Origin of the sequence: Nocardia sp. XZ_19_231 (assembly GCF_015355705.1) — a bacterium.
GTDB classification, from domain to species: Bacteria; Actinomycetota; Actinomycetes; order Mycobacteriales; family Mycobacteriaceae; genus Nocardia; species Nocardia salmonicida.
On record NZ_JACUZI010000002.1, the window covers coordinates 1,106,823 to 1,131,580 of the forward strand.

The 24,758-nt window shown below is 68.7% G+C and carries 21 protein-coding genes; 12 read left to right on the forward strand and 9 right to left on the reverse strand.

Going from position 1 to position 24,758, the window contains the following annotated elements; genetic code table 11:
- Positions 1–152: 152 nt before the first annotated feature.
- Positions 153–731, forward strand: a complete 579-nt coding sequence (locus IBJ82_RS12190) for a sigma-70 family RNA polymerase sigma factor (RefSeq protein WP_194825977.1) — start codon at positions 153–155, stop codon at positions 729–731.
- Positions 724–1,827, forward strand: a complete 1,104-nt coding sequence (locus IBJ82_RS12195; RefSeq protein WP_194825978.1) for an anti-sigma-D factor RsdA — start codon at positions 724–726, stop codon at positions 1,825–1,827. The genes IBJ82_RS12190 and IBJ82_RS12195 overlap by 8 nt, the downstream gene beginning before the upstream one ends.
- Positions 1,828–1,997: 170 nt before the next feature.
- On the opposite strand, the gene IBJ82_RS12200 is transcribed toward IBJ82_RS12195, so the two are convergent.
- A complete protein-coding gene (locus tag IBJ82_RS12200; protein ID WP_022567296.1) occupies positions 1,998–2,411 on the reverse strand; it encodes a DUF5319 domain-containing protein in 414 nt (137 codons plus the stop codon).
- A gap of 221 nt (positions 2,412–2,632) precedes the next feature.
- Here IBJ82_RS12200 and guaB point away from each other — a divergent pair, with 221 nt between their 5' ends.
- Positions 2,633–4,177, forward strand: coding sequence for an IMP dehydrogenase (gene guaB / locus IBJ82_RS12205; protein ID WP_194825979.1), 1,545 nt, complete (start codon positions 2,633–2,635; stop codon positions 4,175–4,177).
- A 268-nt stretch (positions 4,178–4,445) separates the two neighbouring features.
- Positions 4,446–5,600 carry a GuaB3 family IMP dehydrogenase-related protein gene (locus tag IBJ82_RS12210; RefSeq protein WP_194825980.1) on the forward strand — a complete coding sequence of 385 codons (1,155 nt, stop codon included), beginning with the start codon at positions 4,446–4,448 and terminating at the stop codon, positions 5,598–5,600.
- Positions 5,601–5,605: 5 nt separating this feature from the next.
- Here the strand turns inward: IBJ82_RS12210 and IBJ82_RS12215 are convergent, their stop codons facing one another.
- A complete protein-coding gene (locus tag IBJ82_RS12215; protein WP_194825981.1) occupies positions 5,606–6,406 on the reverse strand; it encodes an alpha/beta fold hydrolase in 801 nt (266 codons plus the stop codon).
- 132 nt (positions 6,407–6,538) lie between these two features.
- On the opposite strand from IBJ82_RS12215, the gene guaA reads away from it, so the two are divergent.
- Positions 6,539–8,113 carry a glutamine-hydrolyzing GMP synthase gene (gene guaA / locus IBJ82_RS12220; protein ID WP_370585280.1) on the forward strand — a complete coding sequence of 525 codons (1,575 nt, stop codon included), beginning with the start codon at positions 6,539–6,541 and terminating at the stop codon, positions 8,111–8,113.
- Position 8,114: 1 nt separating this feature from the next.
- Here the strand turns inward: guaA and IBJ82_RS35070 are convergent, their stop codons facing one another.
- From IBJ82_RS35070 to IBJ82_RS12240, 5 genes are all read right to left on the reverse strand, one after another.
- A complete protein-coding gene (locus IBJ82_RS35070) occupies positions 8,115–8,249 on the reverse strand; it encodes a hypothetical protein (RefSeq protein WP_255532877.1) in 135 nt (44 codons plus the stop codon).
- An 87-nt stretch (positions 8,250–8,336) separates the two neighbouring features.
- Positions 8,337–8,549, reverse strand: coding sequence for a hypothetical protein (locus tag IBJ82_RS12225; protein WP_194825982.1), 213 nt, complete (start codon positions 8,547–8,549; stop codon positions 8,337–8,339).
- A complete protein-coding gene (locus IBJ82_RS12230; protein WP_370585281.1) occupies positions 8,542–10,260 on the reverse strand; it encodes a PspC domain-containing protein in 1,719 nt (572 codons plus the stop codon). Before IBJ82_RS12230 ends, IBJ82_RS12225 begins: the two co-directional genes overlap by 8 nt.
- A 65-nt stretch (positions 10,261–10,325) precedes the next feature.
- Entirely contained in the window at positions 10,326–14,153 is a 3,828-nt protein-coding gene (locus IBJ82_RS12235) for a WD40 repeat domain-containing protein (protein ID WP_194825983.1), read from the reverse strand.
- A gap of 84 nt (positions 14,154–14,237) precedes the next feature.
- Positions 14,238–14,867 (reverse strand): MspA family porin, encoded by a 630-nt coding sequence (locus IBJ82_RS12240; protein ID WP_194825984.1) that lies wholly within the window; start codon positions 14,865–14,867, stop codon positions 14,238–14,240.
- Positions 14,868–15,571: 704 nt separating this feature from the next.
- Between IBJ82_RS12240 and IBJ82_RS12245 the strand changes: the two genes are divergently transcribed.
- Both IBJ82_RS12245 and IBJ82_RS12250 read left to right on the forward strand, forming a co-directional pair.
- Positions 15,572–16,900, forward strand: coding sequence for an ATP-binding protein (locus tag IBJ82_RS12245; protein WP_194825985.1), 1,329 nt, complete (start codon positions 15,572–15,574; stop codon positions 16,898–16,900).
- A gap of 167 nt (positions 16,901–17,067) precedes the next feature.
- Positions 17,068–17,703, forward strand: a complete 636-nt coding sequence (locus IBJ82_RS12250) for a response regulator transcription factor (protein WP_194826242.1) — start codon at positions 17,068–17,070, stop codon at positions 17,701–17,703.
- Here IBJ82_RS12250 and IBJ82_RS12255 read toward each other — a convergent pair whose 3' ends face one another.
- Positions 17,704–18,837, reverse strand: coding sequence for a serine/threonine-protein kinase (locus IBJ82_RS12255; protein ID WP_194825986.1), 1,134 nt, complete (start codon positions 18,835–18,837; stop codon positions 17,704–17,706).
- A gap of 199 nt (positions 18,838–19,036) precedes the next feature.
- Between IBJ82_RS12255 and IBJ82_RS12260 the strand changes: the two genes are divergently transcribed.
- The 4 genes from IBJ82_RS12260 (at position 19,037) to IBJ82_RS12275 (ending at position 23,084) form a co-directional block, all read left to right on the forward strand.
- Positions 19,037–19,777: a hypothetical protein gene (locus IBJ82_RS12260; RefSeq protein ID WP_228536854.1), complete on the forward strand. Its 741-nt coding sequence runs from the start codon at positions 19,037–19,039 to the stop codon at positions 19,775–19,777.
- A gap of 201 nt (positions 19,778–19,978) precedes the next feature.
- Positions 19,979–21,550, forward strand: a complete 1,572-nt coding sequence (locus IBJ82_RS12265) for a DNA polymerase Y family protein (protein WP_194825987.1) — start codon at positions 19,979–19,981, stop codon at positions 21,548–21,550.
- A 95-nt stretch (positions 21,551–21,645) separates the two neighbouring features.
- Positions 21,646–22,572: a sucrase ferredoxin gene (locus IBJ82_RS12270; protein WP_194826244.1), complete on the forward strand. Its 927-nt coding sequence runs from the start codon at positions 21,646–21,648 to the stop codon at positions 22,570–22,572.
- Positions 22,573–22,646: 74 nt separating this feature from the next.
- Positions 22,647–23,084, forward strand: coding sequence for an N-acetyltransferase (locus IBJ82_RS12275; protein ID WP_194825988.1), 438 nt, complete (start codon positions 22,647–22,649; stop codon positions 23,082–23,084).
- A gap of 74 nt (positions 23,085–23,158) precedes the next feature.
- Here IBJ82_RS12275 and IBJ82_RS12280 read toward each other — a convergent pair whose 3' ends face one another.
- Positions 23,159–24,115, reverse strand: a complete 957-nt coding sequence (locus IBJ82_RS12280) for an SDR family NAD(P)-dependent oxidoreductase (protein ID WP_194825989.1) — start codon at positions 24,113–24,115, stop codon at positions 23,159–23,161.
- A 132-nt stretch (positions 24,116–24,247) separates the two neighbouring features.
- On the opposite strand from IBJ82_RS12280, the gene IBJ82_RS12285 reads away from it, so the two are divergent.
- Complete coding sequence (locus IBJ82_RS12285; protein WP_063816123.1) at positions 24,248–24,703, forward strand: hypothetical protein; 456 nt, start codon at positions 24,248–24,250, stop codon at positions 24,701–24,703.
- The last annotated feature ends 55 nt before the right edge of the window (positions 24,704–24,758 follow it).

Sequence of the window (24,758 nt, forward strand, 5' to 3'; positions counted from 1 at the left end):
TCCGGATGATCTTTCTGAGAGCGCGGTTAGAAGCGACCACGCCCGCTGGCGGCCGATCGGGGGGTCGCTATTGTTAGTCCCGTTCCGCCTTTTCGGTGGAAGCTCGGTCACATTCGACCGCGCCACTCGTAACGCCAGGAAAATCTCTGACGATGACGCATATGGGCGAAGAGTTGGACCTCGCCGTCGCTGCGGCTGCGCAGGGCGACAGGACCGCTTTAGCTCGGGTATTGGAACTGGTCCGTCCCTTGGTAGTTCGTTACTGCAGGGCACGGATCGGAGCCGCGGAGCGCGGACAGCTCTCCGCGGACGATGTTGCGCAAGAGGTCTGTTTGGCTGTGATGACCGCCCTGCCCCGCTATCAGGATCAGGGTCGGCCCTTCATGGCCTTCGTGTACGGAATCGCTTCGCACAAGGTCGCCGACGCCCATCGCAACGCCGCCCGTAACAAGGCGGAGGCGATGGCCGAAGTACCAGATGTCATATCCACCGAACACGGGCCGGAACAGCGGGCTCTCGACTCGGAGACGAGCAGGCAGATGAACACTCTGCTGGCAACGCTCCCCGAGAAGCATCGAGAAATCCTGATCCTGCGTTTGGTCATGGGTCTGTCAGCAGAGGAAACCGCAGTCGCCGTGGGCAGCACGGCGGGAGCGATACGGGTTGCCCAGCACAGGGCACTCGCGAAACTGAAGTCACAAGTGGCGAGGGCAGGTGAAATGTATGGCTAGGGATGGCGAGCGCGGTCTAGGCGACCGGAAAGCGTGGCAGCGAGGATCGCACGACAGCGGTCCCTACGCCGCCGAGGACACCGGCGACTCCGGACCGGTCGACATCGCGGCGGTGCGCGGCGATGACGCGCTGATCGACGCGATCGCAAGCGACGGTCCGGTTCGTACCGACAGTCCCGAAGAGTTCCAGCTGGCGTCGTTACTCGCGGATTGGCGGGCCGACATACTGGCCGAGCCGATGCCCGCGGGTCCTGATCTGGACACCGTGTTCGCGGCAGTCAATCAGGAGATCGGCGCACGGCAGGTTCGAGTCGGAGCTTCCTCGCGCGGACGTCTACGACTGGTCCGCCCGATTTTCGGGGCAGCAGCGGCATTGTCGCTGGTGTTCGGCGGTATCACGGCCTTCGCTTACAGTGCGGCCCCCGGCGATCCGCTCTGGCGGGTCAAGGAGGTCGTGTTCAGCGAGCAGGCGCAGTCCACCGTCGTACAGTACGCCGACGAAGATCTGCTCGCCGCGCAGAACCTGCTCACCTCGGGCAATCCGGAACAGGCGAAGGCCAGGCTGGAACAGGCTTCGGCCAACGCGGGCCAGGTCGACGACCAGGGCAAGCGTGAGGATCTGATCGCGCGCTGGAACCTGCTGCGTGATCAGCTGATCAAGGTCGCACCGGAGATCGGCGCACAACTGCCGCCGACCACCACCGCCCCGGTCAAGCCGAGCTCGCCGGTTCAGGTCCCCCCGACGACGAACCCGGGCACCACTGCTCCGGTGGCGCCGACCGGTCCCGGTGCGGAAAACACCGAGCCGTCCGATCCGCCGCCGGTCATCTTGCAGTCTCCCGGCCCGGAGACCAAGCCGCTGTTGCCGCCGGTCGAGCAGACGCAACCGCCGGTGACCACCCAGCCGCCGGTGAGTCCGCCGCCGGCCACGGTCGACCCGACGACACCGCAGACGACCATCGCCGAACCACCGCCGGTCACCGTGCCGACGGTGGTCCCGACGTCGTCACCGTTGCCGCCGATCCTGCCGCCCACGCAGCAGGTGCCCACGCAGGCGACGATCCTGCAGTCGCCACCCGTGGTGCCCTCTTCGTAGTAGAACGATGAGTTGAACAAAAACGAAGGCCCCGAACAGGTTCGGGGCCTTCGTTTTGTGCTGGGGGGAGTTCGGATGCGGGCCTGCGTGGTCCCCCACGCACGCGTGACCGAGAGCGGGGGAGGGCAGGTGTCCGCGACAGACTCAGCTGTGCCGAGTCGACGCAGAGCTCAGTTGTCGAACCCGTCGAAGCCGTCGCCGTGGAACGCCTCGTTCATCGACGCGTCCGCGTAACCGCGGCAGTAGTCCCACGTGACGTAAGCCTCGGGGGTGGGATCGTAGGCGGGCTCGTGCGGACGGACAGTGCCGTCGACGAGTAGCTGCAGCAGGTTGGCCCGCAGCATGTCCCAGTCGTGGTAGTGATCTTGCCGACAATCCTCACAGCTGACGACGAGACCGCGGATTCCGCGATGTGCCAGCAGGGCTTCGTATACGGCGAGGTCTGCGAGATCTTCCTCGACCGCGAGGCGCTCATGAGGATCCAACGGCTCACCGGGCTCGATCGCATCGAGCGCGGCAGACGGATCGGAGGGGTCTCCGGCGAAGGGATCCGGCGGCAGGCCAGGTGGTAGATGGTCACGCACATCCCCACGGTACGCAGTACTTGGTGCATCGCGCCAGCGATGCACCGGGCAAGTTTTGCGGAAGGGCTCACTTCGCAGGCGTCTGCGGCCGCCGGATACCATGGAATGCAGGCGTCGGCGACTTTGTTCTTGCCGACCATCCGAAAGCTTTTTCCGCTCGAGCACCGACGCACTGTGTCTACCGCGTCGGTTGCTATGACGACCAGGAGGGGTCGATCCGAATGAGTATTCCCGTGTCGGGCGAACGAACCGCGGTGCGCCCTCCTACGGGGGGCGACGATCCGACCAAGATCGCCATGCTCGGCCTCACGTTCGACGACGTGCTGTTGCTGCCTGCCGCCTCGGATCTCATCCCCAGCTCGGTCGAGACATCCAGTCGACTGACCAGGGACATCACCCTGCGTACGCCGCTGGTGAGCTCGGCCATGGACACCGTCACCGAGGCGCGCATGGCCATCGCCATGGCGCGTGCGGGCGGTATGGGCGTGCTGCACCGCAACCTCTCGGCCGTCGATCAGGCCGCCCAGGTGGAGACGGTGAAGCGCTCCGAGGCGGGCATGGTGACCGATCCGGTCACCTGTCGTCCCACCGATACGCTCGCCGAGGTCGACGCGATGTGCGCCCGCTTCCGCATCTCGGGTCTGCCGGTGGTGGACGAGACCGGCGCGCTGGTGGGCATCATCACCAACCGCGACATGCGTTTCGAGGTCGATCAGGATCGCCGCGTGGACGAGGTGATGACCAAGGCACCGCTGATCACCGCGCGTGAGGGTGTCACCGCCGAGGCCGCGCTGGGTCTGCTGCGCCGCCACAAAATCGAGAAGCTGCCCATCGTCGACGGCAACGGCCGCCTGCGCGGGTTGATCACGGTCAAGGACTTCGTCAAGACCGATCAGTACCCCAACGCCACCAAGGACCGCGACGGCCGCCTACTGGTCGGTGCCGCGATCGGCGTCGGCGAGGATTCCTGGTCGCGTGCGATGACGCTGGCCGACGCCGGGGTGGACGTGCTGATCGTCGACACCGCGCACGGCCACCAGTCGCAGGTGCTGCAGATGGTCGCCAAGGTCAAGGCCGAGGTCGGTGACCGGATCCAGATCGTCGGCGGCAATGTCGCCACGCGCGCTGGTGCCGCCGCGCTCGTCGAGGCGGGCGTCGACGCGGTGAAGGTGGGTGTGGGCCCCGGCTCCATCTGCACCACCCGGGTGGTCGCCGGTGTCGGCGCGCCGCAGATCACCGCGATCCTCGAAGCCGTGGCAGCCTGCAAGGCCGCCGGTGTGCCGGTGATCGCCGACGGTGGCGTGCAGTACTCCGGCGACGTCGCCAAGGCCATCGCCGCGGGCGCGTCCACCGTGATGCTCGGCTCGCTGCTCGCGGGCACCGCCGAGTCGCCCGGTGAGCTGATCCTGGTCAACGGCAAGCAGTTCAAGAGCTACCGCGGCATGGGCTCCCTCGGCGCCATGCAGGGCCGCGGCCAGGCCAAGTCGTACTCCAAGGACCGCTACTTCCAGGACGACGTGCTCGCCGAGGACAAGCTCGTCCCCGAGGGCATCGAAGGCCGCGTTCCGTTCCGTGGCCCGGTCAACCAGGTGATCCACCAGCTCGTCGGTGGCCTGCGTGCCGCGATGGGCTACACCGGTTCGCAGAACATCGAGCACCTCCAGGGCGCGCAGTTCGTGCAGATCACCGCGGCGGGTCTCAAGGAGAGCCACCCGCACGACATCACGATGACCGTCGAGGCCCCGAACTACACCGGGCGCGGCTGAGTACAATAGATGCGTTTGTGCGCCGGGAGGTACGCTCCCGGCGCACAAGGGCAATGCAGGCAGGCTCCGAGTCCGCCGCCTACTGGCACTCCTGGCCCCGTACGACCCGACCTCGAGGAGGGGCCGCCGCGCAGCGGCGGTTCGCGGCCGGGTCGCCGGTCAGGCGCCGCCGCGTAGGCGACGAAGGAGCAAGCGGCGGTGCCTGACCGGCGGCCCGTGGTGGCCGCGAACTCGAGCGCGCCAGCGCTCCAAAAACACAGGAGCAACTGTGCGTGACATGGTCGAAATCGGTATGGGCAGGGTCGCCCGTCGAACCTACGAGCTCGATGACGTCGATATCGTCCCCTCGCGGCGGACGCGTTCGTCCAAGCTGGTCTCGTTGGCCTGGCAGCTCGATGCCTACCGTTTCGAGATCCCGGTGCTCGCGCACCCCACCGACGCGCTGGTCTCGCCGGAGTTCGCGATCGAGCTGGGTCGCCAGGGCGGCCTCGGTGTGATCAACGGCGAAGGCCTCTGGGCGCGCCACGCCGACGTGCAGTCCAAGATCGATCAGCTGCTGGATCTGGTCGACAAGGGGGGTTACGAAAAGGCCATCTCGCTGCTGCAGGAACTGCACGCCGCGCCGATGCAGCCCGACCTGCTTGCCGCCGCCGTCGCGCAGGTCAGGGCGGCCGGGGTGACCACCTCGGTGCGCGTGAGCCCGCAGAACGCCCGTGCGCTGACCCCGGCGCTGCTCCAGGCAGGCATCGACCTGCTGGTCGTGCAGGGCACCATCATCTCCGCCGAGCACGTCGGTGGCGACGAGCCGCTCAACCTCAAGACCTTCATCTCCGAGCTGGATGTGCCGGTCGTGGCCGGTGGCGTGAGCGATCACCGCACCGCGCTGCACCTGATGCGCACCGGTGCGGCGGGCGTCATCGTCGGCTACGGCTCGTTCCCCGGCGCCACCACCACCGGCGAGGTGCTCGGCATCGGCGTCCCGATGGCGACCGCGATCGCCGACGCCGCCGCGGCCCGTCGCGATTACCTCGACGAGACCGGCGGCCGGTATGTGCACGTCATCGCCGATGGCGACGTGGCCACCTCGGGTCAGCTGGCCAAGGCCATCGCCTGTGGCGCCGACGCCGTGATGCTCGGTGTGCCGCTCTCGGCGTCGGCCGAGGCGCCCGGCCGTGGCTGGTACTGGCCCTCGGCCACCGCGCACCCCTCGGTGCCGCGTGGTTCGTTCCTGCCGGTCGACGAGGCCTGGCTCGACGGCCCCGACGGCGCGGTGGCCCGCCCGAACCTCGAGCGCGTGCTCTACGGCCCCTCCGACGACCCGTTCGGTTCGCTGAACCTGGTCGGTGGCCTGCGTCGTTCGATGGCCAAGGCCGGCTACTCCGACCTCAAGGAATTCCAGAAGGTCGGGCTCAGCGTCCGCTGAAAGCGCTAACGCACGTGGGTCAGTGAGACCCGATCCCGCAGGAACCGGGAGATCGCGGTATTGACCGGTTCCGGGTGGGTCATCGTGACGGCCAGGCGGGCGCCATCGATCTCCACGAAGGTGGAGGCGGTGAGCCCGTCGGCCAGCGTGCGAGCCCTCGCGCCCGCGATGCCGCTCTGCGTGGCGTGGATGATCAGTGCCGGGCAGGTGATCTCGCGCAGCCGGTCGAGCACCGAATCGCGCCCGAGCAGGCAGCCCACGGCGGCGTCGAGTCCGCTGTGGGCGTCGCCGACCCAGCGCCGGGTCCAGATGTCGCGGTACCAGGTGTCGTCGCCGATGAGCCAGTCGGCCAGGCGGCCCGCGGCTTCCTCGCGGGAGCTGCGGTCGTGCCACTCGTCGAGGAACCGCTGGGTGGCAGTGGACTGGTCGAGGGTGGGCCCGTGCGCCTCGGTGCTGATCAAGATCAGCGCGGCGACCCGTTCCGGCGCGACCAGCGCGGTCCGCAAGGCTGTGAAGCCCCCTTGCGCTGTCCCCCCGATGATGGCGCGTTCGGCGCCGACCGAATCGAGCACGGTCAGCGCGTCGCGGGCCGCGGTCCAGTAGGTGAAGGGCAACCGCTGGTCTTTGGTGCGCCCGTGCCCGCGCGCGTCCCAGGCGACGATCCGGAATTCGGGAGCGAGTGCGGCCTGTTGCGAGGCGAACATCGTGCGATCCATGAAGAATTCATGGGCGAGCAACACCACCGGACCTGTGCCACCGCTGTCCTCGTAGTAGATGTCTGCATCGATCGCGCGGGCGAATGGCACGAGCACGAGGATAGCCAGAGCCACCGCGCCACGCCTAAGAATGTGGGCGCGTCGTGCACAGTCACTACGGCGAGTCCGGGCTCCGACGATGCCCGCTGCTTGCTCGCCGCACCCCGTCACTAAACTGTGGCGGTGGCAGATACTCAGAGACCGGTCCTCGTCGTCGACTTCGGCGCGCAGTACGCCCAGCTGATCGCCCGACGGGTGCGTGAGGCGCGGGTGTTCTCCGAGGTGATTCCGCACACGATGACAGTGGAAGAGATCGCCGACAAGCAGCCGCTGGCCGTGATCCTGTCCGGTGGTCCGTCGAGCGTATATGCCGAGGGCGCACCGCAACTCGACGCGCGGCTGTTCGATCTCGGCGTGCCCGTGTTCGGCATCTGCTACGGCTTCCAGGCGATGGCGCAGGCACTGGGCGGCACGGTGTCGCACACCGGCACCCGCGAATACGGCCGCACCGAACTGAACATCGACGGCGGTGTGCTGCACGGCGGTCTGCCGACCATTCAGCCGGTGTGGATGTCGCACGGTGACGCGGTGACCGACGCCCCCGAGGGCTTCGAGGTCACCGGCACCACCGCGGGCGCCCCGGTCGCCGCGTTCGAGGATCGCGCGCGTCGTCTGGCCGGTGTCCAGTACCACCCCGAGGTGCTGCACTCCCCGCACGGCCAGCAGGTGCTCAGCCGCTTCCTGCACGAGCTCGCAGGCATCCCCGCCCAGTGGACCCCGGCCAATATCGCCGAGTCGCTGATCGAGAGTGTGCGCGAGCAGATCGGTGACGGGCACGCCATCTGTGGTCTGTCCGGTGGTGTCGACTCCGCCGTGGCGGCCGCGCTGGTGCAGCGCGCGATCGGCGATCGGCTCACCTGTGTGTTCGTCGACCACGGTCTGCTGCGGGCCGGTGAACGCGAGCAGGTCCAGCAGGACTTCGTCGCCGCGACCGGCGCCAAGCTGGTGACCGTCGACGCGGTGGACAAGTTCCTCGGCGAACTGAAGGGCGTCTCCGATCCCGAGGAGAAGCGCAAGATCATCGGTCGCGAGTTCATCCGCTCCTTCGAGGACGCGGTCGCGGGCATCGTCATCGAAGAGGGTGCGGTCGAAGGCAGCGACCCGAAGGTCGAGTTCCTGGTCCAGGGCACCCTGTACCCGGACGTCGTCGAATCCGGTGGCGGCACCGGCACCGCGAACATCAAGAGCCACCACAATGTCGGCGGCCTGCCCGACGACCTCGAGTTCGACCTGGTCGAGCCGCTGCGCCTGCTGTTCAAGGACGAGGTCCGCGCGGTCGGTCGCGAACTGGGCCTGCCCGAGGAAATCGTTGCCCGCCAGCCCTTCCCGGGCCCCGGCCTCGCCATCCGGATCGTCGGCGAGGTGACCGCCGACCGGCTCGAACTGCTCCGCCAGGCCGACGCCATCGCCCGCGAAGAACTCACCGCCGCCGGTCTGGACAAGCAGATCTGGCAGTGCCCGGTCGTGCTGCTTGCCGACGTGCGCTCGGTCGGTGTGCAGGGCGACGGCCGCACCTACGGTCACCCGATCGTGCTGCGTCCGGTGTCGAGCGAGGACGCGATGACCGCGGACTGGACCCGGCTGCCCTACGACGTGCTGGAACGGATCTCGACGCGCATCACCAACGAGGTGGCCGACGTCAACCGCGTGGTCCTCGACGTGACGAGCAAGCCGCCGGGCACCATCGAGTGGGAGTGAACTAAGCCGGTCGCGGCGGCGCCGCCTGGGTGAGCAGGAGCCTGCCTAGGAGGAAGCCGCCGGTGTGCGGTCGGTGGGTGGCTGGTGGCAGGACCTTCGCCAGCGGGGTTTCCGGTTTCTTATCGGATTCGTCCATCGCCCTTGTCTTCCAACTGGTCTCGTCCAACAGCAATGGCCCGTCACGATGACGGGCCATTGCTGGTTTCCGGTGGTTGTCCTTCGGTCAGTGGTGTCTACGGCTGGGGGTCAGCGTGAGCAGCAGTCCGATGACGATGGCCGCGATCACCACGCCCCAGCCGACGGGCAGGATGCCGCCCTCGTCGGGGGTGGGTGCGCCCAGCAGTGCCCAGACGCTCACGGCCAGCGCGATCAGGCCGGTGGTGAGCAGGGTGAACGCGGGTCGGCGCCGGCTCTCGACGCTGTTCTGCTCAGCCACGATTCACCGCCGCCTCACCCATGTTCACCGCGACGCGCAGGTCCAGGACCGGGGTACCGGGGGTGTTGGGTCCGGAAATGCCGTTGGTGCAGTGTGATTCACCCATGTCGACCTCGCAAGTAGTTTTCACGGTCATGTTCTCCGGTAGCAGGACGGTGGCCTCGCCCATGTTCACCGACACCTCGACGGTGCGAGATTCGGTGAGGTTCAGCTCGCGCAGGTCCAGCGTGCCCGAGCCCATGTTCACCGCGTAGGTCGGCTGTAGTTCGGTGAGCGCGACCGGCGCCCAGTTGTGGTCGCCCATGGTGGCGCTGTCGAATTCGATCGGCCCGATCAGGGAGGCCAGCACCACGAAACCGGCCAGCGGGGCGGTGAGTACCAGCAGCCCGTACCCGCGCCGCAGGAACGCGCCGACGACGAGGCCGAGTCCGACCACGGCCAAGGCGAAAGCCGCGATCCGTGCCGGGGTCATCCATTCGACACCCGAAGCCGCGGCGGCGCCCGCCAGCGCCGCGGCGAGGATCGCCAGGCCGATGGTGACCGGAGTCAGCCGGGAGCGTGGACGTTTCGGTGCCGGTGGCGCTACGAGGGTGTGCTGGGGTGCCGCTTCCAGGAGTTCCCAGGCGAGTGGGGCGACGGCGAGCGGATCCCAGCCGTTGGGTACCTGCGCGTTGATGCGAGCGGGTTCCGGTGCGGGAGAGATGGTTCCGGGGAGGTTCTTGCGCAGAACCGCGGTGGCGCCGATCTCTTCGGCTTCAGGTGTCTCGATGACCTCGGCTTTCGGGCTGTCCGCACGCTTGTCGAGATCGACGGGCGCAGCCGAATCATCAACCGGACGAACCGGATCCGCTGTCTGCTCGCTCACGCCGGCGGCTCGTGCATCCGAAGTCGAGTCGGTGGCGTCGAGGCGATCGGTCGGCGCCGAATCCACGGTCGGATCGGCATCTTTCTGCCTGGGCTCGCTGGATTCCGCCGGCGTCACAGTGATTCGGACCGTGTCTACCGAATCCGAAGTGGTTTCACCGGTTTCGTCGATGTCCTTGTGCAGGACGACCGTCTCGGTGGCGTCGACACGCAATAGCGGGGTCGATTCGGCCGTGGCCGCGCGGACGGTCGCCGGATCGGGCACGTAGGCGTCGGGGAGTTTGGTGTAGGGCGTGTACATCCCCGTCGGCGGAACCTCCGGGTTGTACGGATAGCCGCGCACCGGGACGCCGGTCGGGTAGCCCGCACCCGGGTAGCCCGTCGTGCCGAGCGGAGCGCGGTAGGCATCGAACCCCGCGGGCAGCTCGGGATGACGCAGATACAGCATCCACCAGCCCGCGAGCATCAGCCCGAAGCTGACCACCCCGCCCCCGCCCATCCCCAGCCCGATCGGCCCCATGGTCGACACGGCGATAGCCAGCGCGACGATCAACACGATCGTCTTGGTCTGCGAATGCGACCCCCGTTCGTGGGACGACAGGGCCTGCGCCGCCGACACCTCGTTGCCCGCCGACCCCAGCACCAGCCAGGCCAGCAGGTACAGCACGATCCCGGCCCCACCGAAAATCGTCGACACCACGAAGGCCACCCGCACGAGCACCGGGTCCACCCCGTACCGCAACCCGAAACCCGCCGCCACCCCGGCGATCGGCCCCTGCCGAGGCAGCCGGACGGGCCGCGTCTGCCACATCTGGTGAACCTGGTCGGAGAAGCTCGTTCTGCTCATGCCATCCATGGTGTGCCGAGCCACCCCTTTCGCACATCGGGGGTAACCCTGATAATTGCCCGGGTTCAGGGGCAGGGGGAGCGGAAGGCGACGTTCGCGACCTGCCCACGCCAGACAGCTTGGGTGAGTCGGCCGGTGGACGCGCAGATCCGTGCGGCGACGGTCTCGGCGTCGAGATCCCACACGCCGAGCTGGCCGTTGTCTGTGACGATCACGAGCTGTTCGCCACGTGGGTGCATGGTTACCTGTCGGGTGCGACCGTCGGCGGGGCCGAGCGAGCCGCCGTACTTGCGTGGTGCGTGGGGGTCGTCGAGGTTCCACAGGCTGGTTGTGCCGTCGTCACTCGAAACGGCCAGCTCGGTGCCGTCCGCTGAGGCCGATATCCAGCTGATCGGGCCGATTTCGGTGCGGATCGTGTCGATGAGCGGGGTGAAGGTCTCTGGTGCGTCGATATCCCACAGGCCGAAGCGATCGCCCTTGGTGATGGCGATGGTCCGGTTGTCGGGCAGGAATGGGGACGACTGTAGGCCGGTGGTGAGTTCCGTGTCGGTTTCGGCGATCAAGCGTGGGTGCGTAGGGTCGTCCAGATTCCAGATCTGGCTGAAGTAGTGAACGTCCGAGTCGATACGGCGGTCGGCGAGGACCATGGCGACCAGGCTGCCATCGAGGCTGAATTCGGCGTTGACGACCTTCCCGATCCGCGCGGTGATCGGTAGTCCGAGGGGCTCGGGCGCGATGCGGTCGGTGACATCCCACATCTGGACGGAGTCGGTGAAAGTGAGCAGCATCCGGTCGCCCTTTACCGTCGAGTAGATGGCCTCGCCGGTCGGCCAGCTGGGCAGTGGTCGCGGATGACGTGGATCGTCGAGGTCGTAGACGATCCGCCGGTGGCCGTCCCGATCGTGCAGGCTCAGAGTGCGTCCGTCCGGACTCAGAACTGGGTTCGACACCCCCGGTGCCTCCGGGATCGTGGTCAGTCGGGCCGGGCGACGGACATCGGTGGTATCCCAGACCATCACGTCGCTGGTCCGAGTCAGCATGGCCATCCGGTCGCCGGTTCGATCGAACATTGCCTCTGCGGGCTCCTTGGGAATCACGTCGACCGTCGAGCGGGGCAGTGTCCAGGTGCGCAGCAGTCCGTCGTACCCCGCGCCGAGGAGCATCGGTTCGTCGGGGAGAAACAGCAGGGACGTCGGTCCGCCTCTGCACACGGAATGCCGGATCTGTGGGCAGGCGGCCGGGGTCACCGACAGGGCGGGGCTCGCTTGCACCGGCTGGGCCGGGTCGGAGATGTTCCACAGTCGCGCGGCCTCGTCGGAGCCGGTGACGAGGAGGTTCCCGTCTTGGTGGAAAGCGAGCGAGGTCAGCACATCGTTGTCGATTCGGGTAGCGGAACCGAAGGTGCGTGGGTGGTGCGGATCGGTGATGTCCCAGAGTTCGAACTGGCTCGATGCTGCGCTGCTGGTGCTCGTCCTGCCTTGCGTGCCGATGGCCAGTCGGGTGCCGTCCGGGCTGAGTGCGGATCGGAGATATCTGAGGCCGGTGGATATCGGCGGTCCGATGGGACGCCCGACCGTGGTGTCCCACAACTGCATGGTATCGGCGGCGGCGTAGGTGTCGCGAGTGACAGTGCCGACGGCGAGAATCGTGCCACCAGAGCCGAATTCGGCGGTGTGGAAGGCGTTATTGGCGCCGGGTAACGACAGGTTGAGAGTGCGCGAGGGCCGTGACCGATCGCGAATAGCCCAGAGGGTGAGCGTCGAGCCGTCGATTTCGGCAAGTCGTGTTCCGCTTTGATCGACCGAGATCCAGTTGGCGCGAGAGGTTTCGAAGGTGTGGATCAGGCGGGGATCCTCGGGGCGAGCGAGATCCCACAGCTGGGTACCGGAATTGCCGAGGGTGACCGCGTCGGTGCTCCCGGGGATGAATTCGAGATGGTAGGTCCCCGTGCCGAGCGAGGTAGTGAGTCGGCGTGGTCGCACGGGATCGCGCAGATCCCAGAAGACGGTATCTCCCACATAAGCGATCGAAACCAGTAGCGAGTCGGCCGCGCGATAAGCCAGCGTGGAGACACCGCGCTCGTGGGCGGGAACACTGACGGCCAGTGGTGAATCCTGGCTGTTCAACAATTGGGTGCGCGTCGCATCATCGGGCCGGATTCGATACGCGGCCATCAGGAATTGCGCAGAGATCGACGGGTCGCTGCTTCTGGTCCGTTGCGCCGCGGCCACCAATTCGGCATAGTCGCGGTCCAGCGCGCGCTGATCGGCGAGCCTGTTGCGGTCGATCGCGATGACCCCGGTGGCGAGCAGTGCGAACACAACCATGACCGCCACGATCCGCCAGCGCCCACTGTTGCGTGCCGACCGCCGAGAGGCGTGAAGAAAGGTACGCACGCGCGGACTGATCGGTACCCGGCCGGTGTGCTCGTTCGCGTTGTCCAGTCGGGTCCCGCGATAGAGCAGCGCTGAATCCTGTTTCGCTGCTTCCCATTCCGTCGCATCGTGTTCGAGCCTCTGCCGGACCAAGTGCCCGACCCGGTCGGTGTCGATCCAGCCGCGCAGCCGGGGCCACGCGGTCAGCACGATCTCGTGAGAGAACTGCACCGAGCCCGCGTCGAGGGCGATCAGCCTGCTGGCCGCGAGGACTTCGAGCGCTTCCGCTGAGGCGTCGGGATCATCGCTGCGGCCGAGCAATTCGGCACGGTCGACCGTGCGCCTGGTGTCACGTCCGTCCTGTCCGACGGTGACGAGCGAACCGAGCAACTCCTGAGCGGCAGTCCGCTGCCCCGGAGTCAGCTCGCTCCAGGCGAGTTCGGCGGTCTCGGCGACCGAGCCCGCCACACCGCCCGCCTTGCGGTACCCGGCGACGGTGAGTTTGCGGCCTTCGCGTTGCTGCCAGGTCGCGGCCATCACATGCGACAACAGGGGCAGCGCGCCGGGATCGTAGCCGTTGGCGCTGAGGTGCCCGCCGAGCCCGCGCAGTTCGGTGAGCACCAGCTCTTCCAAGCCGGGTTCGAGGGTGAGCCCGGCGGCGGCCGCCGGTCCGGTGATCGCGTGCGATACCTCGTCCATGGACATCGCGCCGAGCAGATAGTTGTTGTGCTGCAAGCCGTTCCGCAGTATCGGATAGTGCAGGCACTGTTCGTAGAAGTCGGCACGCAGCGCCAGAACCACGGTCAGTGCATCGGGGAGGTCGGCGAGCGCCGCCAGGAAGGCCGCGCGCTCGCCATCGTCCTGACACAGGGTGAACAGTTCCTCGAACTGGTCGACGATCAGGACCCGCACATCGTCGGTCAGCGCCGCGGCGAGTCCGGCGGTCGGCGTCGCACCCGGCGTCATGGTGGCGGCGGGCAGGTCGATGGCCGGTCGCAGGCCCGCCGCGAGCAGCGAGGACTTGCCCGCGCCCGACGCGCCGATCAGCACGACGATGCCGGTGGTGGCGCGGACCAGTTCGACGAATTCGGCGGTGGCCTGCTCGCGTCCGAAGAACAAGGTGTGCTCCTCGGGTAGGTAGGCGCGCAGGCCGGGGTAGGGGCAGGTCTCGCCGTCGCCCGCGGTTGCCGTCCAGGTGACCGACTCCTGCCACAGTCGTCGCCACTCGTGCAGGTCGGCGAGCTTGCGCGGTAGATCGCGCTGGGCCTTCTCGGTCATCTCGACGAGCGTGAGGACCACCGGCAGCAGCGATTCGAAGCGAGCGGGCACATTGCGCCCGGCCTTCCAGTCACTGATCCGCTGCGGTGACGGCGTGGCCGCCTGGGCGCCGCGCATGCGCCGCTCGGTGGCCGTGGCGACCCTGCGCAAGGTCGGATTGCCCGCTGCGGCATAGAGTTCGGCGAAACGCTGGGCGAAAAGCGCACGCGGCGAAGAACTCTGCTCGTCACTGTTGGTCAAGGAACCCCCCGTTCGATGAAAACGACCGAGGGTCATGGTATTCGGCTCGATCGGGACCCGGCGAGTCGCCGGGTCCGGCTCGGCCTACAGGAACATGGTGTCGCCGAAGATCGAGTTCGTCGCGCTCACCTGTCCGGTGCTCGCGGTGACCGTTGCCCACGAGTAGACGTTGAGCGGCCCACCGCAGTTGCCCACCATCAGATGGAAGTCACGGTTCACCAGATAGGTGGTGCCCGAACCGAGGGGCATGGATCCCACATCGATCTTCTTGATCTCGCCCGGCGCCAGCGACAGGCTCAGATCGAGACCGGCCGAGATGGACGGGCCGATGTCGGCGGACACATCGGGACCGGACGAGCCGAACCCGACGGTGGCCCCCGCGTCCACCGAGATGCCGCCGTCGAGCCCGACCGACAGGGTCAGGTCCACCGCGCAGGCGACGAGATAGCCGGAGCTGACTTTGCCGGTCGCGCCGGGCGGTGCGGTGACGTAGGCGGTGTTGTCGAGAAACACCTCGCGATTGGTCGGCATCGCGTTGAGCGGGGGGACCAACCGGTAGGACTCCTCGGTATGGCCGAGGGTGAGTTCGAAGCCGACGGGCCCGTGATAGGTCGTCTCGTGCGGTGCCATCGGCGTCGCCGAAGCGATCGACGTCATCCCGATGGTGCTCAGTCCGATCGTGGCGGCACCCAGCACGGTGGTGATGATGTTCACGTGTTCCTCCCCTGAAGCGGCGGCCGTGATTGCGGCCTGCCATCAACGTAGGAAGAGCTTCTGCGGCCGGGCTTTCGGAGTGCCCGCCCATCGGCTTAAAAGACCTGTTGAGGACCCTGTGGCCGAGTTTCCGGTCCGGCGGTCCACCGCCGGCGTTCCGGTCCGTCACTGGATCGGCCATACACCCAGGTAGGGCATTATTTTTGTCCGGACCGGACAGGTCGGCGCCCAGGTCAGCGGCGGATCGTCGATATCGGGGACGATATCGGGGACTTTCCTGATGTCGGCGCCCCGCCCCGCGTGCCACTATCGAGAGCATGGATCCGTCTGTTCCCGCTCGCGAGGCCACCCAGGGGTACCCCCACGGGTACGGCAGTGTCCCTGGGAACGACGCGCACCCCGCATCCGGCACACAGAACGGGTTCCGACCCGCGGTCGGCAACAGTGCGGTGGGTCGTGCACCGGTGTCCGCGAACGGGATTCGACCGGGTAACTCGGTCGGGCCTTCCGATGGGCCGGGGGCCGCGGCGAATCCGCGGCCCGGTGGGCATGGGCCGCGCGGTCGTTTCGTAGAGCGCGCGTTCGGGGGGCAGCCGGCGGTTTATGGGGCGCCGCAGCACTACCCTCCGCCGCCGCAGTACCGGGCCGCGCAGGGTTATCCGGGTGTCCCGCAGGGCTATGGCGTGCCTCGCGGCTATCGGCCCATGCTGCCGGTCCCCGGTCCCGAACCGGTGGGTGCGCCGTTGCCTGAGCCCCCGCGCATGGTCCGTCGCAGTGGTGGGCGGGTGGTCGGCGGTGTCGCGGGTGGTCTGGCCGACCATCTCGGCGTCGATGTGATCAAGGTGCGGCTGGCGTTCGTGCTGCTGTCCGCGATTGTCGGTGCGGGGCTGGTGGCGTACGGGCTGCTGTGGATCTTCACGCCCGGTGGCGCGGACGCCGTGAAACCGACCGGTGACGAGCGCAGGCAGGCGATCGGGCTGGCCCTGCTCGGGCTCGGGCTCACGGTGACGGTGGGGTGGCTGTTCCAGGGGACCGCGGCGCAGGTGATCGCGCCGATCGTGGTGGTCGCGGTCGGCGCCGCGCTGGTGTGGCGTGAATACGATGTGGCCGCGCCGGGTCCACGGGCCCTGTTCGGGCTGCCCGCGCGACCCTCGGTGGTCACCTGGTCGCGCATCGTGGCCGGGGCGACGCTGATCGTGGTCGGGCTCGGGGTGGTGGTGCTGGCCAGGATCGATCTCAGTTCGCTCGGGTCCGCGCTGATCGCGGTGGCGGTCACCCTGGTCGGTGCCGGTCTGCTCACGGTGCCGCTGTGGTTGCGCATGGTCCGCGCGCTCAATGCCGAGCGCGGCGCTCGCATCCGCAACGAGGAACGTGAGGAGATCGCCTCCCATCTGCACGATTCGGTGCTGCAGACGCTCGCGCTGATCCAGCGTCAGGCCGAGGACCCCCAGGAGGTGCTCCGCCTGGCCCGCAGTCAGGAGCGCGAACTGCGCAAGTGGCTCTTCGACGACACCGCGCCTGCCCAGTCCAGCCTGGCCACCGCACTGCGCACCATCGCGGGCGAGGTGGAGGACCAGCACGGCGTGAAGGTCACCCCGGTCACCGTCGGCGATGTCGCGATGGACCCCGGCGACACCGGCGCTGGCCTGCCGAAGGAACATTTCACCGCGCTGCTCGGCGCCACCCGCGAGGCACTGGTCAACGCGGCCAAGCACGCCGACGTCCCCGAGATCGACCTGTTCGCCGAGACCGAACCCCACCAGGTGAGCATCTTCGTGCGCGACCGCGGCGCCGGTTTCGACGTGTCGGCGGTGCCTGCCGACCGGCGCGGGGTGGCCAAGTCGATCTGCGCCAGAATCGAGCGCCGCGGCGGCACCGCCGAGATCGACTCGACCCTCGGGCGTGGCACCGAGGTGCGGATCGTCATGCCGCGCACCGACTCGGGGACCTCGGAGCCGGACGAGGTCGCGAGCGAGGACGCGCCGCCCCCCGATGACCGCGCGTCGACGCAGGACCATCCGACCGATCCCTGAGCACGCGATCGCACCGAACCCGAGCCGATTTCGACGCCCGGACACCGCGGTGTGGTACCGATACCAGCAGATCGAGACGGTTCTATATCGACGCCCGGACACCACTGTGTGGTACCGATGACAGCAGGTCGATCGAGACGGTTCTACTGAGGAGTCTTGTAGTGAGTGTGCGGGTGTTCCTGGTCGACGATCATGCGGTCTTCCGGTCGGGGGTGCGGGCCGAGTTGAGCCGCGAGACCGATATGGAGGTCGTCGGTGAGGCGGGGGCGGTGGCCGAGGCGGTCGCCGGGATCGATGCCGCGAAGCCGGATGTGGTGCTGCTCGACGTGCACATGCCCGATGGCGGTGGGGTGGCGGTGCTGAGCGGAATCGCCCAGGGGCCGGTGTGTTTGGCGTTGAGCGTGTCCGACGCGGCCGAGGATGTGATCGCGGTGATCCGGGCGGGGGCGCGCGGGTATGTCACCAAGACGATTTCCGGTGCCGAGCTGGCCGACGGCATCCGTCGGGTCGCGGGCGGGGACGCGGTGTTCAGCCCGCGGTTGGCCGGGTTCGTGCTCGACTCGTTCACCGGGCGCTCGCCCGTTCCCGAGCCGCCACTCGATCCAGAATTGGACTCGCTCACCCCGCGTGAGTTGGAGGTGCTGCGCTTGCTCGCGCGTGGTTACACCTACCGGGAGATCGCCGAATCCTTGTTCATCTCGGTGAAGACCGTCGAGACGCACGCGTCGAATGTGCTGCGCAAGACCCAGCAGTCCAATCGCAATGCGCTCACCCGCTGGGCGCACCGACGACGGATCGAATGATCACATCACGGCGATGATCATCGCGATCAGGATGATCAGGCCGATCAGCACGCCCGCGCCGATGGCGAGGGGGGCGCCGTTGGGCAGATTGTCGATGAAGCTGCCGGTGCGCTGTTGGGGTGCGGCGGCGGTGGCGGCGACCGGGGCCCGGTGCGGACGCGGGAGGGGGGAGGAGTTGGGGCTGCGTAGGCCGCTGGCGGAGTTGCGGGTGGACCAGGCGGGGATGGTGCCGTCTTCGGTGCGCAGCGGCACACCGAGGATGTAGGCGCCGGTGCCGGGGCCGAAGGCGGCGGTGAGGATCTCGTCGCGGGCCTCGGCCATGGTCGGGCGGCGCTGGGGTGCGGGCTCGAGCATGTGCAGCAGCGGCTGGGTGAGGATGCCGCTGCGGGTGGGCGGGATGATCCGGCCCATCGCGGCCGCGGCGACGACGTCGTGCTCGTCGGAGTCGAAACCGAACGGCGGCTGGCCTTCGAGCGCGGTGTAGAGGGTGGCGCCGAGGGAGAACACGTCGCTGGCCTCGGTGGGCCGGGCGCCGCGCGCGACCTCGGGCGGGAGGTAGGCGGGGGTGCCGGTGATCACACCGTCGGGTTCGTCACCCTGGGCGTCGCCCGCGCCGCGCGAGATGCCGAAGTCGCTGAGTTTGGCCAGGCCCACACTGTTGCCGCGGTCGGCGACGAGGATGTTGCCCGGCTTGATATCGCGGTGCACGATGCCCGCGGCATGCGCGGCGGCGAGCGCGTCGGCCACCTGCGCGCCGATCTGGGCGACCTCGACCGCGGGCAGCGTGTCGACCAGCGCGAGCGCCTTGGCCACGCTGCGCGAGGGTAAGTACTCCATGACGAGCCACGGCTCGCCCGCCTCGATCACCACGTCGTGCACGGCGACGGCGTGGATGTGCGACAACTTGGCGGCCACCCGACCCTCGTGCACGATGGCGCTGCGGATTCGCTCGGCCTCGGCCGCGCTCAGTCCCGCGGTGGACAGCACCTGCTTGATCGCGACTTCCCGGTTCAGCAACCGATCGGTCGCGAGCCAGACCGCACCCATGCCACCCCCGCCCAGCTTGGACTGCAGGCGGTAGCGACCCGCGACCAGGTAGTCGGGGCCGATATGGGGACGAGCACGTTCGGTCACGGGTGCGAGGGTAGCCGAATATGGCGCTGACTGGCCGGGATCTTCGGGGTGCTTCGCGGTGGACACGGGGTGGGGGCGGGTGTCACGCTGGTCGCTATCGAACGTATATTCGAATACGATCGATAGCTGAAACGGTGCTGTCGTTTCGGCGCGGGGCGGTTTTCCGCTCGCGGGTCCATCGTGGAAGTAGGTGGTGTTGATGGGTTCGGAAGCGTTGTCGCCCGATCGGGGCATGCTCGACGAGCTGCGTAGGCGCATGGCCGCAGTGCCGGGACGTGGTGAGTCCGCCACCGGGCACATGCCGCGTGAGCAGCAACTGCGTCGAGATTTGTTGCCGGTGCCGCCGCCGCTCGCCGACCTGCTGCCCGAGGGCGGGCTGCCCAAAGGGGCGGTGGTCGCCTACACCGGCGCGCACTCCCTGCTGACCGGGCTGCTCGCCGCCGTCACCGGAAACGGCGGCCACGCGGCGGTGGTCGGCCTGCCCCGGCTCGGTTTGCTGGCCGCCGCGGAGATGGGTGCCCGGTTGTCCCACCTGGCGGTGATCGCCGACCCCGGCCCCGACCCCGCCGAGGTGGCCGCGGTCCTGCTCGACGGCCTCGACCTGGTAGTCCTCGGCCTCGGCGGCCTCGCTGTCCCGCCCGCCCGTTGTCGCGTTCTCGCCGCCCGCGCCCGCAATCGCGGCGCCACCCTCGTCGTCGCGGGCGAATGGGCCAATCCGACCCTGCGCCTCGACTCCCGCGTCACCGGCTATCGCGGCCTCGGGGCCGGTCGCGGACGCCTGCGTTCGGTCTGCCTCGACGTGCGCGTCAGCGCCAAGGCGGGCCAGACCCGCTATGGCCGCATGGACCTGTGCGCCCAGGTAGGGCGCACCGAATGGCTGCCTCGCGAAACCGTGAGCGGTGCAACGGAAGTCACCGCGCTACATGAGGCTGTCTCATGACCGCCGACCTGTTGTCGGGTTCCGGCCGATGGGCGTGAGGGGATCCACCGACTGTCCGACGGCTGTCGGGCAGTCGCCGCGGGTCTCCCGTTCATTCCCGAGTCGCTCTCGGCACGCCGTTGCGGTTGCCGATCGCCTACCGCATTCGTGGTGGGTGCCTCGGTTCGGACGTGGTGGGGCGTGTGGATCGGTGGTGTCGTCGTGACGCGCGTCGATCGGGTGCTGGCGGTGTGGTGCCTGGACTGGCCCGCGGTGGCGGCGGCCGCGGTGGAGGGGGTGTCGGCGGAGCGGCCGATCGCGGTGTTGCGGGGGAGTTCGGTGGTGGCGTGTTCGGCGATCGCGCGGGCCGAGGGCGTGCGGCGGGGGATGCGGCGGCGAGACGCGCAAGGGTGTTGTCCGGGACTTGTTGTCGTGCAGGATGATCCGGATCGGGACGCGCGGTTGTTCGAGCCGGTGGTGGGGGCTGTCGATGAGACGGTGCCGGGCGTCGAGGTGTTGCGGCCCGGGCTCATCGTGCTCGGGGCGCGCGGTGCCGCACGGTATTTCGGCTCCGAGGAGGCCGCGGTGGTGCGGTTGATCGACGCGGTCGCCGTAGCGGGAGCGGAGGCGCAGATCGGGATCGCCGATGCCATGTCGACGGCGGTGATCGCGGCCAGGCGCGGGGCGATCGTGGTGCCGGGGGAGGGCGCGAAGTACCTCGCTGGGCTCCCGGTCTCCGAGCTCGCGGTGGAACCGAGCCTGGCCGCACCGGAGCGCACCGAGTTGGTAGACCTGTTGCGGCGCTTGGGATTGCGCCGCATCGGTGATTTCGCGCGCCTGTCTCCCGCCGAAGTGGCCTCCCGGTTCGGCGCCGATGCCGTGCTCGCCCATCGCACCGCCCGCGCCCTGCCGGAACGCCCGCCGTCGGCGCGCCGGCCCGCTCCGGAACTGACCGTCGAGCTGGCCTGCGATCCGCCCATCGACAGGGTCGACGCGGCCGCGTTCGCGGGCAGGCAACTGTCCACCCGGCTGCACGCGGTGTTGTCGGCGGCGGGCGTGGCCTGCACCCGGCTCGCCGTCACCGCGCGCACCGAGGCGGGCGAGGAACTCACCAGGATCTGGCGCTGCGCCCGCCCGCTCACCCCCGCCGACACTGCCGACCGCGTCCGCTGGCAGCTCGACGGCTGGCTCACCCACCGCGCCCGCCCCACCGGCCCGATCGTGGAGCTCACGCTGGAACCGGTCGAGGTGGTCGCCGCCGGTGCGCTGCAACTCGGTCTGTGGGGCGGCGAGGGCGAGGAGACCGAACGTGCCCGCCGCGCCCTGGTCCGCGTGCAGGGACTGCTCGGCGGCGAAGCGGTCCGCATCGGCGTGCTCAGCGGCGGCCGCGGCCCCGCCGAACGCATCACCATGATCGCCCTCGGCGACGAACTGACCCCCGCCGCCGACCCCACCCAGCCCTGGCCCGGTCGACTCCCCGAACCCGCCCCCACCCTGCTCCTGCTGCACCGCCCGGTCGTACACCTGACCGCCGCCGACGGCGCCCCCGTCCTGGTCACCGACCGCGGCCTGTTCACCGCCACCCCCACCCGCCTGCGCTGGGGCCGCAAGGAATGGGCTCTGCTCGGTTGGGCAGGCCCGTGGCCGGTCGCCGAACGATGGTGGTCCACCGCCGAACCCACTTCCCTGGCCGTGCGCGTCCAAGTCCAGCTCGACGCCGACCCCACCGAAATCCGCGCCGTCCTGCTCGTCTACGACGCGATGCGGTGGCACGCCGAGGGCGTCTACGAGTAGCCCACCGCCCCGGTTCTAGAGTGAAACGACGCTTGTCCGGGGACAGCCCCGGAAGGCTCGGTCGCGGGAGGAGTGCTGTGAACCCATTCGAGGGCATGTTGTGTACGGCGGCCGCGGCCGACCTTCCGCTTCTCGGTACCGCGGGGCACTTCACCGGATGGCTGTGTATCGAGCATCCCGGTGCGTGGGGCGGTGATGTGATCGGTGATGAGGTGCTCGGTCCGGAGATCACCGCTGAACTGGCGGCGCGTACGTCCGCGGCGCGGGTTCGGCCGACGCTGATCCGCCGTCCGGGCCGCAACGAGTTCACCGGTACCCGCACGGTGCTGCTGGTCAGTTCGCGGCCGGAGGGTTCCTGGTGTGAACGGTTCGAGATCACCGACCTGCGCCAACTCTTCGACATCGACCTGCATCTCGTCGACGGACCGGCCCCGGGAATCGGTGTGCGGGTGGATGATCCGGTGGTCCTGGTCTGCGCCCACGGTAAACGCGACCAGTGCTGTGCCCTGTTGGGTCGCCCGATCGCCGCCGCTCTGGCCGCCGATTACCCGGGACGGGTCTGGGAGGCCTCGCACACCGGTGGTCACCGCTTCGCCCCCGCGGTCGTCCTGCTTCCCTCCGGCCTCACCTACGGCCGTGTCGATGCCCCTGCCGCCAAGGCGATGCTCGAAGCGGCCGATGTCGACGAGGTCTCCCTGACCGGTCTCCGCGGCCGCAGCTGCTACCCCCCGATCTCCCAGCTCGCTGAAGTGGCTGTGCGCGAACAGTTCCCGGCCGGCGCCACCGATCTCATCGTCCACCCCGACCCGGCTCCCACCGATGACCCGACCCTGGCGGGCGCCGCCGTCGTCACCCACCGCGACGGCCGCCGCTGGCGCGTCACCGCCCGCACCGTCCCCGCCGCTCCCCGCCAAGCCAGCTGCGGCGCCGCCCCCAAACCGGCCACCTACCTGGAACCCGCTGCCGTAGAACAACTCTGCGAGCCATCCACCATCCAGCCCGAACAGTCCGCCGACCGCTGAGGGTCGGTGGACTATCGGAACTACGGCGGAATGGCTCTTCCTCGCGATCACCCGGCGCCCCTAACGTCGACTCCATGAGCGACATCCGGGAAATCGGCAAGGACGAAACCGAACTGGCGGGCCCTGCCCTGCTGGAGCTTCGCCCACGGTGGGAGACGACATCGCGGCTGACCGAGTTCATCGACACCGAACTCCGCCCCGCGGGCTACCGGCTGGTCGGGATCTTCGAACCGGGTTCTCTCGCAGCGCTAGCGGTGGCGGGATTCCGCGAATCCCACTCCACCGCCTGGGGCCACCACCTCTTCATCGACGATGTCTCCACCCTCCCCGCGGTGCGCGGTCGAGGCCACGCCGACCGCCTGCTCGACTGGCTCACCGCCGAGGCCAAGCGCCTGCGCTGCACGGCGATCCACCTGAACTCCGGCGTCGGCCCCACCCGAGCCGCCGCCCACCGCCTCTACATGCGCCACCATCTGGCCATCACCGCCCACCACTTCACCCTCGACCTGTAGTGAATCGCGGGCGGACCCGGGAGCCGTTCCCGAATCCATCTGGGCCCGAGGCGAACTGAGTGACTACGCGGGGGTCACCAGTGTGTGCCGGGTACCCAGCGGGCCGCGCGACGCAGAGCGGTGCCGGTGACTTTTCGGGCGGCGGAAGGGGTTTTCGGATCTGCCCGAGGGGTCGGGACGGGGGCGGGGGTGTCTTCGGCCGATTCGCCCTTGGCCGCAGGGGAATCCGGCAGCGCGCGGTAGTAGCGGTGCAAGATGCGGTCGCGGAGTTTGGGGGTGATGATGCCGCCGTATTCGGCGAGGGTGCCGAGGGGGACGTCGATGCGTCTCGGGCGTTCGGCGAGGGCGCGGACGATCGTGCCCGCGGCCCACTCGGGGGATTCGGAGGGCCCCTGGTCGCCGCTGGGGGCGATCATCGGGGTGCGCACCAACGGCATGTGAATGGTGGTGAAAGTGACTCCGTCGGCGAGGGTTTCGATCGAGGCGACCTCGGTGAACTTGTCCAGGGCCGCCTTGCTGGCGAGATAGGCGGCGAAGCGGGGAGTGGCCACCTGCACGCCGGCGCTGGAGATATTGACGATGTGGCCGAAGCCGCGTTCGCGCATCTGCGGCAGCAGGGCCAACGTCATCCGCAGCGCGCCGAAGTAGTTGACCGCCATGGTGCGTTCGAAGTCGTGCAGGCGGTCGGTGGAGCGGTGGATGGCACGGCGGATGGACCGGCCCGCGTTGTTGACCAGCATGTCGACATGGCCGTGCTGCTCGAGAATGGCCTCGACCGCCGAATCCACGGATTCGGAATCGGTGACATCACACGGGTAGCCGTAGGCCAGCCCGCCCGCGTCGACGATCTCGTTGACCACCGCGGCCAGTTCGTCGGCGCGGCGCGCGAGCAGGAACACGACCCCGCCCTTGTCGGCGACCGAGAGTGCGGCGGCCCGTCCGATCCCGGAGGACGCGCCGGTGATCACAACATGCCTGCCGGTGAGATCGCGCCGCTTGCGGCCCCGTTCACCTGGAGAAACCTGAGACATCACTGCTCCTTTGCAGCTCGTTGTCTCGAACTTACTCCAAAGTAAGTTCGAGGACCAGGTTCCTCGGGAAACTCGAAAATATGTTCGAATGCCTCTCGCCATTATTCGAACGTATGTGCGATACTGGTGCGCATGGCGGACGATCGGATGGCGGACATCTATGCCGCGGTGCGGCTCGGCGGTGGCGACCCTGATGCGGCGCGCGCGGCGCTGACCAGGCTGTGGAGTGAAATAGGGGAAGGCGGCGACCCGTTGCATCGCTGCGTGGTGGCACATCACCTGGCGGATGTGCAGGAGTTGCCGGAGGGTGCGTTGCTGTGGGACCAGCGGGCGCTGGCCGCGGTGTTCGGGCCGGGCATTCCGCTCGATGAGGGGCTGCGCGGGTTCCTGCCCTCGCTGTATCTGAACCTGGCCGACAGTCACCGCCGCGTCGGTGACTTCGAGATGGCGCGGATGCAGTTGGCGATCGCGCGCGGGCACTTGGATGTGCTCGCCAACGATGCCTACGGCGCGGTGATCCGCTCGGGTCTCGGGCATGTGGAGGCCGCGCTGGAATCGCGGTCGATGGAGCGCCTGCCCGCGAATTGAGTTGTCTTCCAACACGAAAGGGATGCGGTGATGCGGGGGTCGTGAGAGGAGTGGG

Coding starts and splice junctions, on each gene's coding strand:
- IBJ82_RS12190 (WP_194825977.1), top strand. CDS start 153: ATGACGCATATGGGCGAAGAGTTGGACCTCGCCGTCGCTGCGGCTGCG.
- IBJ82_RS12195 (WP_194825978.1), top strand. CDS start 724: ATGGCTAGGGATGGCGAGCGCGGTCTAGGCGACCGGAAAGCGTGGCAG.
- guaB (WP_194825979.1), top strand. CDS start 2,633: ATGAGTATTCCCGTGTCGGGCGAACGAACCGCGGTGCGCCCTCCTACG.
- IBJ82_RS35070 (WP_255532877.1), bottom strand. CDS start 8,249: ATGGACGAATCCGATAAGAAACCGGAAACCCCGCTGGCGAAGGTCCTG.
- IBJ82_RS12230 (WP_370585281.1), bottom strand. CDS start 10,260: ATGAGCAGAACGAGCTTCTCCGACCAGGTTCACCAGATGTGGCAGACG.
- IBJ82_RS12245 (WP_194825985.1), top strand. CDS start 15,572: ATGCTGCCGGTCCCCGGTCCCGAACCGGTGGGTGCGCCGTTGCCTGAG.
- IBJ82_RS12260 (WP_228536854.1), top strand. CDS start 19,037: ATGGGTTCGGAAGCGTTGTCGCCCGATCGGGGCATGCTCGACGAGCTG.
- IBJ82_RS12270 (WP_194826244.1), top strand. CDS start 21,646: ATGTTGTGTACGGCGGCCGCGGCCGACCTTCCGCTTCTCGGTACCGCG.
- IBJ82_RS12275 (WP_194825988.1), top strand. CDS start 22,647: ATGAGCGACATCCGGGAAATCGGCAAGGACGAAACCGAACTGGCGGGC.
- IBJ82_RS12280 (WP_194825989.1), bottom strand. CDS start 24,115: ATGTCTCAGGTTTCTCCAGGTGAACGGGGCCGCAAGCGGCGCGATCTC.
- IBJ82_RS12285 (WP_063816123.1), top strand. CDS start 24,248: ATGGCGGACGATCGGATGGCGGACATCTATGCCGCGGTGCGGCTCGGC.